Origin of the sequence: Oceanirhabdus sp. W0125-5, assembly GCF_027938815.1 — a bacterium.
In the GTDB taxonomy this organism is placed as follows: Bacteria; Bacillota; Clostridia; order Clostridiales; family Clostridiaceae; genus Oceanirhabdus.
Window position 1 is genome coordinate 410952 of record NZ_CP115913.1, and the last position, 14049, is coordinate 425000.

9 protein-coding genes, 10 tRNA genes, 2 rRNA genes and 1 other annotated feature (1 of these 22 cut by a window edge) are annotated in these 14049 nt (G+C 32.4%); all 21 genes read right to left on the reverse strand.

The features are described 5' to 3' along the window. Positions 1–78 precede the first annotated feature (78 nt). Positions 79–501: a chemotaxis protein CheX gene (locus OW730_RS01960; RefSeq protein ID WP_271227444.1), complete on the reverse strand. Its 423-nt coding sequence runs from the start codon at positions 499–501 to the stop codon at positions 79–81. 291 nt (positions 502–792) lie between these two features. Next, positions 793–883, reverse strand: a tRNA-Ser gene (locus OW730_RS01965). Between the two features lie 10 nt (positions 884–893). Next, positions 894–985 (reverse strand) — tRNA-Ser (locus tag OW730_RS01970). Positions 986–1164: 179 nt separating this feature from the next. Beyond that, positions 1165–1255: transfer RNA gene (locus OW730_RS01975), tRNA-Ser, on the reverse strand. A 13-nt stretch (positions 1256–1268) separates the two neighbouring features. After that, positions 1269–1360, reverse strand: a tRNA-Ser gene (locus tag OW730_RS01980). Positions 1361–1558: 198 nt separating this feature from the next. Continuing rightward, positions 1559–1649, reverse strand: a tRNA-Ser gene (locus tag OW730_RS01985). Positions 1650–1661: 12 nt separating this feature from the next. Further along, a tRNA-Ser gene (locus OW730_RS01990) sits at positions 1662–1753 on the reverse strand. Between the two features lie 198 nt (positions 1754–1951). Continuing rightward, positions 1952–2042, reverse strand: a tRNA-Ser gene (locus OW730_RS01995). A 13-nt stretch (positions 2043–2055) separates the two neighbouring features. Beyond that, positions 2056–2147: transfer RNA gene (locus OW730_RS02000), tRNA-Ser, on the reverse strand. A gap of 459 nt (positions 2148–2606) precedes the next feature. Continuing rightward, entirely contained in the window at positions 2607–3887 is a 1281-nt protein-coding gene (serS, locus tag OW730_RS02005) for a serine--tRNA ligase (protein WP_271227445.1), read from the reverse strand. Positions 3888–3951: 64 nt separating this feature from the next. Next, positions 3952–4146 (reverse strand) — a binding site (T-box leader). 66 nt (positions 4147–4212) lie between these two features. Continuing rightward, a complete protein-coding gene (locus OW730_RS02010) occupies positions 4213–4443 on the reverse strand; it encodes a DUF1667 domain-containing protein (RefSeq protein WP_271227446.1) in 231 nt (76 codons plus the stop codon). Between the two features lie 17 nt (positions 4444–4460). Beyond that, positions 4461–5852, reverse strand: a complete 1392-nt coding sequence (locus OW730_RS02015) for an NAD(P)/FAD-dependent oxidoreductase (RefSeq protein WP_271227447.1) — start codon at positions 5850–5852, stop codon at positions 4461–4463. Positions 5853–6127: 275 nt separating this feature from the next. Next, positions 6128–8863, reverse strand: coding sequence for a UPF0182 family membrane protein (locus tag OW730_RS02020; protein ID WP_271227448.1), 2736 nt, complete (start codon positions 8861–8863; stop codon positions 6128–6130). An 18-nt stretch (positions 8864–8881) separates the two neighbouring features. Next, positions 8882–10048: a DUF362 domain-containing protein gene (locus OW730_RS02025; RefSeq protein WP_271227449.1), complete on the reverse strand. Its 1167-nt coding sequence runs from the start codon at positions 10046–10048 to the stop codon at positions 8882–8884. Positions 10049–10056: 8 nt separating this feature from the next. Next, positions 10057–10581, reverse strand: coding sequence for a transcription repressor NadR (locus tag OW730_RS02030; RefSeq protein WP_271227450.1), 525 nt, complete (start codon positions 10579–10581; stop codon positions 10057–10059). A 15-nt stretch (positions 10582–10596) separates the two neighbouring features. Next, positions 10597–11103 (reverse strand): HD domain-containing protein, encoded by a 507-nt coding sequence (locus OW730_RS02035; RefSeq protein ID WP_271227451.1) that lies wholly within the window; start codon positions 11101–11103, stop codon positions 10597–10599. Between the two features lie 378 nt (positions 11104–11481). Continuing rightward, complete coding sequence (locus OW730_RS02040; protein ID WP_333781255.1) at positions 11482–12291, reverse strand: RNA-guided endonuclease TnpB family protein; 810 nt, start codon at positions 12289–12291, stop codon at positions 11482–11484. A gap of 261 nt (positions 12292–12552) precedes the next feature. Next, positions 12553–12628 (reverse strand) — tRNA-Ala (locus OW730_RS02045). Between the two features lie 47 nt (positions 12629–12675). Continuing rightward, positions 12676–12752 (reverse strand) — tRNA-Ile (locus OW730_RS02050). A gap of 5 nt (positions 12753–12757) precedes the next feature. After that, a 5S ribosomal RNA gene (gene rrf, locus OW730_RS02055) occupies positions 12758–12874 on the reverse strand. A 48-nt stretch (positions 12875–12922) separates the two neighbouring features. Further along, positions 12923–14049 (reverse strand): 23S ribosomal RNA (locus OW730_RS02060) (it continues 1773 nt past the right edge of the window).

The window sequence follows — 14049 nt, forward strand, 5'->3', positions numbered from 1 at the left end:
TTTATTATGTTATCATAAATACGTGTATAAATCAATAGTAATATATATTTTATATTCATTTATATTGCTCTTATACTACTAAATAGCAATATCTAAATACATTTTTTCAGTATCAATCAAAATTTCATGACATTCATCATTAATTGAAATCTCTTTCTCAAATGTTATCTGAGGAGGTGATATATCAATATCATTTCCACTAGGTAATTTCATCAAGGCATTACCTGATATCATATTTAAAAGCTCTCCTAAAGCACTCTTCCCTATATCATCTATAGATTCTACAGTCATTCCACCCATCATAGCAGATATTATTTTAAGTGCAATAGTTTCCGTTAAAATAAGATTTATTTTCCCTTGTATATCTTTTTTTAAATCTATTGAAATAACTATATTTTCAAATAATATATTATTATTATGCCTATTAATATTATCAAATTTCATTCCAAACATACTTAATACTTCTTCACTAGCTTGTAAAAATGCCGCACCTATCTCCATAAAACCCCCCTATTGTAAATAATAATTAACCCTTTAGAGATAATTATATAAAATTCTACATATTTTTTCAATTGAATATTGAAAACAATATGATAGTTTTATTATTTACAATATTTTTTAATATTATTATTGATAGCTTGTATTGTTTATATTTTCTATACATCATAACATCTATTATTCATAGTCTATAGATTTACTTTTATATCTTTTATACCTTAAAATTTAGTTTATATATATCTTTAATAATTAATTATATAAAATAAAAAACACCCAACATATTGTTGAGTGTTTTGGCGGAGAAGGCGGGATTTGAACCCGCGCGACGCTTCCGCGCCCTACTCCCTTAGCAGGGGAGCCTCTTCAGCCACTTGAGTACTTCTCCAAAATAAAAATGGCAGAGAGAGTGGGATTTGAACCCACGGTGCGCTCATCACGCACGCCGGTTTTCAAGACCGGTGCCTTAAGCCAGCTCGACCATCTCTCCACGTCTAACGACAAGATTTATTATAACAACCTATTAAAATAAAGTCAATACTTTTTTACTATTTTTTAATTATTTTTATAATAATTTATTAACATAAAAAGAAATGATATACACTTTTATTGTTCTGTTATTTTATAAAACATAAATAAAAAACACCCAACATATTGTTGAGTGCTTTTTGGCGGAGAAGGCGGGATTTGAACCCGCGCGACGCTTACACGCCCTACTCCCTTAGCAGGGGAGCCTCTTCAGCCACTTGAGTACTTCTCCAGATAAAAAAAAATGGCAGAGAGAGTGGGATTTGAACCCACGGTGCGCTCATCACGCACGCCGGTTTTCAAGACCGGTGCCTTAAGCCAGCTCGACCATCTCTCCACATTTCCTGCGACAAGATTTATTATAACAACTTATCGTATTAAATCCAATACCTTTTTATCAATTTTTTTATATTTTTTTTATGAAATTATTCAAAAATATACCTACATCAATTATTTATTGTCAGTATACTAGTTTCTTACCAATATACTTTAACTTTTCATATAAAAAAACACCCAACGTATTGTTGAGTGTTTTTGGCGGAGAAGGCGGGATTTGAACCCGCGCGACGCTTCCGCGCCCTACTCCCTTAGCAGGGGAGCCTCTTCAGCCACTTGAGTACTTCTCCAGATAAAAAAAATGGCAGAGAGAGTGGGATTTGAACCCACGGTGCGCTCATCACGCACGCCGGTTTTCAAGACCGGTGCCTTAAGCCAGCTCGACCATCTCTCCACATTTCCTGCGACAAGATTTATTATATCAACTTATTGTATTAAATCCAATACTTTTTTATCAATTTTTTTATTTTTTTTTTATGAAATTATTCAAAAATATACCTACATCAATTATTTATTGTCAGTATACTAGTTTCTTACCAATATACTTTAACTTTTCATATAAAAAAACACCCAACGTATTGTTGAGTGTTTTTGGCGGAGAAGGCGGGATTTGAACCCGCGCGACGCTTCCGCGCCCTACTCCCTTAGCAGGGGAGCCTCTTCAGCCACTTGAGTACTTCTCCAGATAAAAAAAAATGGCAGAGAGAGTGGGATTTGAACCCACGGTGCGCTCATCACGCACGCCGGTTTTCAAGACCGGTGCCTTAAGCCAGCTCGACCATCTCTCCACATTTCCTGCGATAAGATTTATTATAGCAGTGAATATATAAAGTGTCAACAGATTTTTATGTTCTTTCTTTTATTCGTAATATTCAGTTTTTTTATTATGTTTTACTGTGTAATAAGAAAGCATTGTGCTTTAGAAAATCAAGTTGAAAGTGGAAAATTGAAAGTGGAAAACTCAGGATATTTCTCTTCGAGAAATCTTAATTATATTATTTCTTAGACAAGTATAGTTTACTCGTTTCATCATGGATGAAACCTTGTATTTTAAATTACAATATTTTATCTTTAGATAAAATGAGTAAAGCCTTCTTGTTCTAAAGACCAATAAAATGTAGTTTTGCGGAGCAAAACCTCCATCGTTTTTCGTTTTCCATTTTCAATTTCTAAGTTATCTTTTAAGTCGCAATGTTTCTCCATTAGACTTTTTAAACAAAAATATCTTCAAAAAATCTATGGATAGATTATTTTATATATTCTCTTCCACCCATATACATGATTAATTCATCAGGAATAGCTACTGTTCCATCTTTTCTTTGATAATTTTCAAGCAATGCAGCAACAGTTCTACCTATTGCTAAACCTGATCCATTTAATGTATGAACAAACTTTGGTTTAGAATTTGATTCTTCTCTGTATCTAATATTTGCTCTTCTTGCTTGGAAATCTTCAAAATTACTGCAGCTTGATATTTCTACGTATTTATTGTAACTTGGCATCCATACTTCTATATCGTATTTAAATGCAGCTGTAAAGCCTAAATCCCCTTTACAAATCTTAACTACTCTATAAGGTAATCCTAACCCTTGAAGCACTGATTCTGCATCTTGCACAAGCTTCTCTAGCTCATTATAAGACTCTTCTGGTTTAACGAATTTAACTAACTCAACTTTATTAAACTGATGTTGTCTAATTAAACCCCTAGTATCTCTTCCTGCTGATCCAGCTTCTGATCTAAAGCATGCACTATATGCTGCATACTTAACTGGAAGTTCTTCACCCTCCATGATTTCATCTCTATGCATATTTGTAACAGGTACCTCTGCTGTAGGAATTAAGAAATAATCATCTTCTTTTATTTTAAAGGCATCTTCTTCAAATTTAGGCAATTGTCCTGTTCCAGTCATACTAGTTCTGTTAACCATGTATGGAGGTAATACTTCTCTATATCCATTTTTCTCTGTATGAGTGTTTAGGAAATAGTTTATTACAGATCTCTCAAGTCTAGCTCCTAATCCCTTATATACTGTAAATCTTGATCCAGTAACCTTTCCACCTCTTTCAAAATCAAGTATGTCTAAATCCGTACCTATATCCCAGTGCGCTTTAATATCAAAATCAAACTTTCTAGGCTCTCCCCATACTCTTATTTCAACATTATCATCATCAGTATCTCCATCTGGTACATTTTCATTAGGAACATTAGGTATTCTTAACATAAGATATTCAATCTTTTGATTAATTTCACCTAACTCAACATCATAATCTTTTATTTTCTGAGATAAATCCTTCATAGAACTCATTAGTTCTTGAGTATCTTCCCCAGCTTTCTTCATCTTAGGTACCATCTTTGATTTTTCATTTCTTTCTTTCTTCATTTCTTCTACTGTAACAAGAATTTCTCTTCTTTTTCTGTCAAGTTCAATAATTTCATCTATAACTGATACATCAAAACTCTCTCCTCTACCAGCCATAGCTTTCTTTATTTCTTCTGCTTCATTTCTTATTCTTTTTAAATCTAACATTTTTTATCCTCCTAGCTATATAATCATTTTTTTGGACAACAAAAAAAGTCCCACGTCCCCCTTGTAAAGGGACGAAAGACTCCGCGTTACCACCCTAATTGGTTGTTTTACCAACCCACTCTATAAATAACGACATTATGCCGTACTGCTCATCACAGTCCCTCAGAGGTGGATTCTTCTTATCTATTGCATCAGTTTTCACCAACCACTGACTCTCTAAAGCACTAAATAAAAATACTTGCCTCTTCACAGGTTTTAAAAATTATATGTTTTCTAATGTTTCTTTAGCTATTATTTTACATCTTAATTTTTTTCTAGTCAATAACTATTCTAATATATTTTTTGTACTGACAATATCAAAGCCAGTATTTAATATATTTTTACATAGAACATCACCAACTTCTATTGGTGGTCCAACTCTTAATATACTTAAGGCTTTTGAACATTTTAACCATAACTCTTTATCCAGAGGCTTACTACTTTTTACTGGGACAACTGTTGCTATTTTTGACCCTTTCACCCTAACAACTGAAGTGAAATACTCTATTCCATTCATATTAATCCTCCATAACATTACATCTCATCAAATTCTTTTATCCTGCTTAATATTATTCTAGAATTCTTTGACTCTTTAACTATCTCTGTTATCTTTTTATTAGTCTCTCTCGCCAATATATTTACAATTTTATTTAAGCATTGAGCTCCATAACAATTTCCAAAAGATGCACCAGTTCTTCTCTTTACACCTTCAACAGTTCTTGCACCTAAAGGCCTCCTTATTGAATCAATAATTTCTCCCTCAGTTATGTAATTACACAAACATATCATTTTTCCATATCTTTTATCAGTCTTTATTATGGTTTCTCTTTCTTCATCTGTTAAATCACTAAATTTAAAATATTCTCTTCTCTTGTCTATAAACTCTTTTTTTAGCTTACAATTCAAATTACTTCTAACTGTTTCGCAAACTATTGTGGCAATTGCAGGTGTCATAGTTACGAGTCCATAATGCTTACCTCTTATTTTTATATATCCACTATCTATAGAACTATCATCAATCAAAATATCTTCTCTATAATACATTGATTCATAAAATGATTTAACATCCTTAAACTTAACACCTTCCATTAGTTTTGAAAATTTCTCTAAAAGTTCAAAGTTATATATGTTACTTTTTGTCTTCATAGCTCCTATTGTCTTGTTGTTATTTGCTGGAACAATAAATGCTTTATCATTATTCTCATCTATGCTTAAAATAATATTTGAATACTTTTTATCAAACTTACTATCAAATAAAAAGAATTTAAGTTCTTCTTTTGTAGGCTTAGTATTTTCACATTTATCTATTGTATAACTAAAATTATTCAATGTATTAATAACCAGTTTACACTTAAACTTATTCTTGCTTGTTATAACCTTAAATCCTTGTGTACGTTTCTCTATATCTATTACCTCTTCCTCAAGCTTAAAATTAACATTGTTAACAAAAGCTATTTCAGCATATGCTAATGCAAGATCAAATGGACTAATAACTCCAGTCTTTTTTATATATAAAGCTTTATTTATATCTTTTTTGAAGTTTGGTTCCATAGCATACACATATTCTTTATCTAGAAGTTTAACATCTTTAATTCCTCTATCTATAGCTCTATTATATATCTCTTGTATTCTCTTCTCTTCTTCGTCATTTCTAGCCACGTATAATGTACCAGTACGCTTAAATGGAACATTAAATTTTGAAACTAACACATCCAGCATATCATTCCCCATGCTCTCTAGTTCACTTACTACCCCATTATTACTTTCCGCTCCACTATAAACAATAGATGTATTGATATGAGATATATCATGCGCTATATCATAGTTTTTTTCTATAAGTGCAATATTTAAATTGTACTTTGACAATTCATATGCTATAGCACAACCTGTCAGTCCTCCACCTAATATAACTACATCATAATCCATAGATTTCCTCCACCATAAAAATTTTTTCCAATTTTAATTATATCATAAGTATACCCTTAAAAAACAAATTGAGAATTGAAAATTGAAAATTGAGAATTGAGAATGATGGATGATTTTCACTTTGGTGAAAATCTACATCTTATCGTTCTTTGGACAACATATGTTTACTCATTTTATCTTTGATAAAATATTGTATTTCAATAATAAACTCAGTGCGTTTCACGCACTGAGTTTATTGACAAAGTTATAATTTAGTATTTCCACTTTATTTATATCTACTTGTTCAGTTCTTCAATTATACTACCTAATTGTTCTATTAATTCTCCATATCTAGCCCATTCACCATTTTTCATAGCCTCTTTTGATTCATTATAGATTCTATTAGCCTCTTTTATAAGTATTTGCTTATCTTCACTAAGCTCTTTAAACTTATCACTTTTATCATCATCATCTTTATCTGTTATTTCCTCTTTATCTTCCTTATCAGGGATAATAGCCTCTTCTTTCACATCAAAAAGTTTCTTTAATGCATCTTCTAGTGACTCACCTTTTACAATTCTATCTTTATATGAAACTATGATAAATTTAACTTGTGGTATGCTCTTTCCGCCCATAGCTCTCAAATAAACAGGTTCTACATATAATAAAGAATCTTTTATTGGTAATATTAAAGTATCACCATATATGACTTCTGAACCCTTAGCATCCAATAGTGTAAGCTCTTTTGATATAGTAACATCTTGATTAACTTTCTGATTAAATAATGTTGGACTATAAACAGTCTCTCTTACTGGGAATTTTATAAGCTTTAATTGACCATAATTCTCCCCATCCATACGACCTGCTAACATTGCTACCATATTAGCACGATCCTTAACGTTAAAATAGTTAATAAGCGCCATTTCAACATTATTTTCACCAGGTATCTTGAGTACCATATATACAGGATCAGTTAAATTATCGTTCTCTTCAACTTTTTTATTATCCTTTGCTACTTCCCATGGATCTTCACCTTTTATAAATATTTCTGGATCTGTTACATGATACTTACCTAAAATATTACTTTGTAACTTGAATAAATCACTTGGGTATCTAAAGTGACTTCTTATACCATCAGGTATTTCTGTTTCAAACATTTCTGAGAATATTTTAGAGTATGTCATAGCAATAGGGTCATTCTTATCTACTACATAGAACTTAACATGTCCACTATATGCATCTATAACTACTTTAATAGAGTTTCTAGCATAGTTTATTCCATTTATTTTTTCTGAAAAAGGATATCTACTTGATGTAGTATAAGCATCAATCATCCAATACAGTTGACCATTATCAATAAATAAATAAGGGTCTTTGTCATAACTAAGGAATGGAGCTATTTTAGTTACTCTTTTCATTATATTTCTATTTATCATGATTTTACTGTCACTATTAATATCTTTTGATAATAAAAATTTAGGTTCTTTTTCTTTTAATGCAAAAATAAGCTTATTTAATGTAGTCATTTCTATTCCTGCATCACCTTCATAATTAGCAGATACATTTTGATCTCCTAGTGGATAATCTAATTCATTTACATCTGTGTTAACTATTACATATTGATTTGTTTTCTCTCCAAAATATATTCGAGGATTTTCAAGGTTTATATTACTTTCATTTTTCTGTGGAATCTCATCCATCACAAATACTAGCTCTCTATCCTCAGTTAATTCATTTACTTTGTTCATTACCACACCGTAGCCATGAGTGTATACTAAATGATTATTCTGCCACTTATTACTGGTTTCATCTTGTACATTTACATCAATCTCTCTCGGTGCTAAGAAAACCTGATTATATTTCCCATTAATCATATATCTATCTACATCAACATCATTAAATGTATAATATTTCTTTATATATTGAACTTCTTTATAGAACTCAAGAGTTGGTTGAAATGATGTAATCTTAATATTATTGATTATATCACTATTTTTTTGAATATCATCATATGTTAATGTGTTTTGTATGTCAAAATTAACATTATCAATACTATCTAAATTATAAGCTTTTCTAGTATAATCAATATTATGTTCAATATATGGCTTTTCCAGCTTTATTCCGTTTGATTCAACTACCAACTTTTGAACTATACCTGCTGTTATTCCTTCAAGAGGAACTAATGCAAATAGTACAATTACAGAAATAACTCCAAGCTTATATTTTTTCTTTATTATACTTATAAATACAATAATACTTACAATAATAGCAACTATAGCAGATACTAAATAGAACTTTTGTGTAACTTTAACATCTGTATAACTTGCTCCAAAAACAGCCCCTCTATCTGAGTACACTAAATTTAATGATTTAATCCAAAAACCTAAAGCCATATTCAAAATAAATATCATGACGACAATCGCTAATTGCTTTCCAGCAAATTTTGCAAACTCATTCTTGATTTCTTTAATATCAGTTGACTTCTTACTAGCCCAATCACTTGCATTAGAAATAAAGAATACAGTTAAGGTTACCACTATTGTAAATATTAAAATTCCTGTTAAAGCATTATGTAGTGATTCAATCAATGGTAACTTAAACACAAAGAAAGATATATCCATATTATATAAAGGATCTTTAACATTAAACTGTGAAGCATTTATAAATTCAAGTAGTTTATACCAATAGTTTTTTGCAAAGGAATAGGAAAATAGTAATGATAATCCTATATTTGAAAAAAAGAAAATCCTTTTCTCAATCTTATTCTTTTTTACATCCACTTCTCTAATAAATTTAACTCTGTTCATACTGTTCTTTATGCTTTTATAATAAATCCATATAATAATATAAAAAACAATAAACATTGGAATCATTATCTGTAATATTGAAAACAACCTTTTAAAAAATACTGATAAATACCCGATATTATCAAACCATATTATATCTATAGCAATATTAGTAAATCCACTCATAAACAATAATACGAGTACAATAGCCCCTATAAAAACACTCAATCCAACCTTCTTTTTCATTATATCCCTCCTAATTAATTATTTATCTCCCCCATTAAGTAATCTTCCCAAAGTTGTTTTTCTTGTCTCAATTGCTCCTACAGGACACAATTCTTGGCAGCAAAAGCACCTTATACATTGTTTCATGTCCCATACAGGCCATACCTCATTTTTGTTATTTTTTTTCATCAATACAGCTTTTGGTGTCTCAGGACACACATCAACACACCTCTTACACTTAATACATTTTTCTTTTATTAAGCTAGGATATGGTGCTATCATACCTCTTAAAAAATTTGTTACTGATGGATTTATGAAGTAAAAATTTCCGCCTTTTCTACATAGCTCAAAATCATCAACACTCATTGATTCTAAATCTTCTCCAAGTACTTTGATATCTTCAATAAGTACAGGTCCCCATTTTGAATCATGAACTTCTTTAAGTATTGGTGTCTCTAAAGGATCTTTATATCCCATTAAATACGCTGCAATAGAATCTACTGCACTTAAACTTTTCCCCATTATAATTGAATTCATATTGTATGGCTCACCATTTTTAGGTCCATTTCCTTGCATTGCAACAATACCATCCATAATAGCATAATCTGTTCCTAACACAGAATTTAAGTCCAAAAGCATCTTTGAAAAATTATTTGCTTCAGGCATCCTTGTGTGCCAACTAGCTTTTTTTGTCCCTACAATACATCCAAATTGATTTTTAATGGCTCCAGTAAAATAAGCCATAGCATGAGTTTTCATTTTAGGTAACGTGATTAAAACATCCGATTCATATGCCTCTTTAGATACATTCCATGAAGTACATCTAATAGCTTTCTCTAATGTAACATGCACTTCTTCTTTAAAAGGAACAAATTCTACTCCATATTTATTGGCAACATTAATTAACCCACATTTTTCAGCAGCTCTTCTACTATCTCCAAATCCAGGAGAGTCCCCAAATTTAATATTGCTACTATAATCTTTCAGTACTCTAATAACACCCTCAAAGAATACATCATTAGTAACTACAGGTGAACCAACTCGTTCTATACTCAATAAATTCGGCTTCAACATGATACTACTATTTTGAGGTATTATGCTTCTAATGTATTCTTCTCCTCCTAAAAGTTCAAATCCATATCTAATTTTTGATTCAATCTTTTTTGCATCATAGCTATCACATTTTAAAAGTGATACTCTGTTCATCTTATCACCTACTCACTTTCATTCAGCAAATATCCCTTTGCTTTTAATTCCTCTAGTATCATATCTATTGTATCTATACTATCTGCCATAATAGTATGTAAATGAATTCCTTTTGTTAATGCTGATAAGGGTAAAGCTTCTTCACTTTTTAACTTATCAATAAGCATTTCAATGTCATATAGATTCTTTAGCATGAGAATTGCTGTAATTTCCCCATATACAGGATGTTCTACCGTAACATCCTTTACTATCCCTCCATATTTAATAATAGTTTTAAGTTCATCATATATTTTATCTTTAGAATGATATACGGCAATAAGCTTTGAAACACCTTGAGAATCATCTTCTACAGGTATTGTATAACCATTAGGAGTGGATATAATGCTATTTCCTATAGCTCTTAATATTGCTATGTCCTTCACAATTACTTGCCTTGTAACCCCATAACTTTCTGCTAAATGCTGTCCTTTTATTGGTTCATCACTTTCTATAAGCTTTTTTAATATTTGCTCCCTTCTTTCAATAGATTTCACTGTCTAACTCCTCCTTTATGTTTGTGAATCAACCTGTTTAAGTAATTGAATTTCTTCTTTATTTGCCGCTTCAACGTTATCACAATGATGAAATTTTATTATATTGAGAAATTCTTCTGAATATTCTTTGTTTAATAAAATATTATATCCAACTTCTGCATGATTATAGTAAATATTAATTTTTTTACTCTTACTCTTCTTTAATTTATTTCTAAAAAATTTATCTAATATAACTATTATACTTTTCTCAATAATATTCATGGCACATTCAATCTTACCTATATCATGCAATAACGCAGCTTTGATAAGCCTATCTCTATCAATGTTATCCTTATAGCCTTGATTTATTAACTTATCACTTATTTTTTTAGCTACAGTATAAGCATGTATTTTTTCATAACTAGTTAATTTATTAAAAAGATCTAATTCATAGCTATCTAAATATTTCTTTATAAATTTATACTCATCATTCCCAACTCTTTGAAATACACCTCTAAAAAATTGTTTTATCCTTATTATCATTAAAGTATAATACTCCCAAATTTATTTTTAATTATATTATATCACTGTTATCTATAGAGATTCTAGTTAACAAGTTAATTTATTCAAATAGAAAAAGTAATGTAAAAAAATGTATAAATATTTTCTAAAAACTAATCAATAATATCTATTTACTTTATTATCTTGGTAAGTGAACTCTCCCTCCACTTACTCACGCTGAAGTGGGGGCTTCTTGGTATATCCAAGAACTTTTCCTGCTTCACAGATTTCGCAATCTACTTTCTCCACAGGCAATCCCCGTAAGACCTACGGTTCTTATTTTTTTAGGCTATCTCTAATAACCCTTGCTTCAAGATATTCCTACTGGCATTTATATCCCTATCATGAATGCTATCGCATTTAGGACTCTTCAAGAATTATAACTTGATTATCGCTTATAATTCTTTTAGATAACTTATGGATGAAGTCTAATCTTTGATTAGATATACGTTCATGTAGTCTAGCAACCTTTATTCTTTGATTATTCCAATTGTTACTGCCTTTTTCTTTACTACTTAATTTTCTTTGTTCCTTTGCCAATTTATCTAATGACTTTTTTAGATACTTAGGATTTTGAATCTTTTCACCATTTGATAATATTGCAAAATGACATAACCCTAGATCTATACCAACATTCCCCGATACTTTTTTTAATGGCTCTATCTTTGTTTCAACACATATAGATACAAAATATTTACCACTTGATGTTTTAGAAACAGTAGCATTTTTTACTCTACCTTCAACATATCTATGAATTTTTGCATTAACATATTTCAATTTAGACAGTTTTATTTTATCTTTTTTTATTTCAATATTGTTATTCACAAAATTACTTGTATATGTTTTATAGTTGTCTCTTTTACTTTTGAATTTTGGTCTGTCTGCTCTACCTTCAAAGAAATTTTTGAATGCAGCATCAAGATTTCTTAGTGACATCTGCAGTGATGTACTATCAATTTCTTTAAGCCATACAAATTTTTTTTTCATATTTGGTAATTGATTTTGTTGTTCTGTATATTTAATACATCTTTTTTCAGCTTTATATATTTCATTCCTTTGGTTTAAGAAATGATTATATACATATCTTGAACAACCAAAGGATTTTTCAATAATCTCTATTTGATTTTCATTTGGATATATTCTGAATTTATACGCTTTGTTGATTTTCATTACTTTCAACACCTTTACTTTTCATTGCAATCATAACGAATCATAAGAACATTTATTCTTATTATTTCACATTTATGATTTTTTATCCATGTAAAAGTATTAAGATTACGCATTCATCTCCCACTTATAGAAGATGAGAGACTTCTGCTAGTTACGTTAAAAACCTTTCATACGCGATGAAAGGTTTGATGATTTGTTCTATGATTATCTTGTACAATTCATTTTTTATAAATAAAAAAACAGCCTTATAAAAGACTGTTTTGGTGGAGGTAAGGGGATTCGAACCCCTGACCCCCTGCGTGCAAGGCAGGTGCTCTCCCAACTGAGCTATACCCCCAGGTATTTATTTAAAAGAGTTACAGCCTTAAAATAATAAGGCTGTAATGGTGGACCATCAGGGACTCGAACCCCGGACCTACCGGTTATGAGCCGGTTGCTCTAACCAGCTGAGCTAATGGTCCAAATTACCTGGCAACGTCTTACTCTCCCACACCGTCTCCAGTGCAGTACCATCAGCGCTGTGAAGCTTAACAATCCTGTTCGGAATGGGAAGGTGTGTAACCTTCACGCCATAGTTACCAGATATCTATTCAGTTGAAGGATGTTCCTTCAAAATTGCACAAAGTAAGTTAAGATTAAGTCTTCGATCTATTAGTACTGGTCAGCTACATGTGTTACCACACTTACACCTCCAGCCTATCAACCTTGTGTTCTTCAAGGGATCTTATTGCACTAGGCAGGGAAATCTAATCTTGAGGTGGGCTTCACGCTTAGATGCCTTCAGCGTTTATCCCTTCCCGACATAGCTACCCAGCGGTGCCGCTGACGCGACAACTGGTACACCAGAGGTCAGTCCATCCCGGTCCTCTCGTACTAAGGACAGCTCCTCTCAAATTTCCTACGCCCGCGGCGGATAGGGACCGAACTGTCTCACGACGTTCTGAACCCAGCTCGCGTGCCGCTTTAATGGGCGAACAGCCCAACCCTTGGGACCAGCTACAGCCCCAGGATGCGACGAGCCGACATCGAGGTGCCAAACCTCCCCGTCGATGTGGACTCTTGGGGGAGATAAGCCTGTTATCCCCGAGGTAGCTTTTATCCGTTGAGCGATGGCCCTCCCACGAGGTACCACCGGATCACTAAGTCCGACTTTCGTCCCTGCTCCACTTGTAGGTGTCGCAGTCAGGCTCCCTTCTGCCTTTGCACTCTTCGCGCGATTTCCGACCGCGCTGAGGGAACCTTTGAGCGCCTCCGTTACTTTTTAGGAGGCGACCGCCCCAGTCAAACTGCCCACCTAGCAATGTCCGATGACCAGATTCATGGCCACTCGTTAGAATTCCAGTACTGCCAGGGTGGTATCCCAAGGACGACTCCACTGAAGCTAACGCCCCAGTTTCCTAGTCTCCCACCTATCCTGTACAGACAATACCGAAATTCAATGCTAAGCTACAGTAAAGCTCTACGGGGTCTTTCCGTCCAACCGCGGGTAACCAGCATCTTCACTGGTACTACAATTTCACCGGATTTACTGTTGAGACAGTGCCCAAATCATTACGCCATTCGTGCGGGTCGGAACTTACCCGACAAGGAATTTCGCTACCTTAGGACCGTTATAGTTACGGCCGCCGTTTACTGGGGCTTAAGTTCACACCTTCGCTTACGCTAAGTGATCCCCTTAACCTTCCAGCACCGGGCAGGCGTCAGCCCCTATACATCATCTTACGATTTAGCAGAGACCTGTGTTTTTGGTAAACAGTT

What these genes read in the sequence shown, in the direction of transcription:
- serS (WP_271227445.1), bottom strand. Translation starts at nt 3,887, where the DNA reads ATGTTAGATTTAAAAAGAATAAGAAATGAAGCAGAAGAAATAAAGAAA.
- OW730_RS02010 (WP_271227446.1), bottom strand. Translation starts at nt 4,443, where the DNA reads ATGAATGGAATAGAGTATTTCACTTCAGTTGTTAGGGTGAAAGGGTCA.
- OW730_RS02025 (WP_271227449.1), bottom strand. Translation starts at nt 10,048, where the DNA reads ATGAACAGAGTATCACTTTTAAAATGTGATAGCTATGATGCAAAAAAG.
- OW730_RS02035 (WP_271227451.1), bottom strand. Translation starts at nt 11,103, where the DNA reads ATGATAATAAGGATAAAACAATTTTTTAGAGGTGTATTTCAAAGAGTT.
- OW730_RS02020 (WP_271227448.1), bottom strand. Translation starts at nt 8,863, where the DNA reads ATGAAAAAGAAGGTTGGATTGAGTGTTTTTATAGGGGCTATTGTACTC.
- OW730_RS02040 (WP_333781255.1), bottom strand. Translation starts at nt 12,291, where the DNA reads ATGAAAATCAACAAAGCGTATAAATTCAGAATATATCCAAATGAAAAT.
- OW730_RS01960 (WP_271227444.1), bottom strand. Translation starts at nt 501, where the DNA reads ATGGAGATAGGTGCGGCATTTTTACAAGCTAGTGAAGAAGTATTAAGT.
- OW730_RS02015 (WP_271227447.1), bottom strand. Translation starts at nt 5,852, where the DNA reads ATGGATTATGATGTAGTTATATTAGGTGGAGGACTGACAGGTTGTGCT.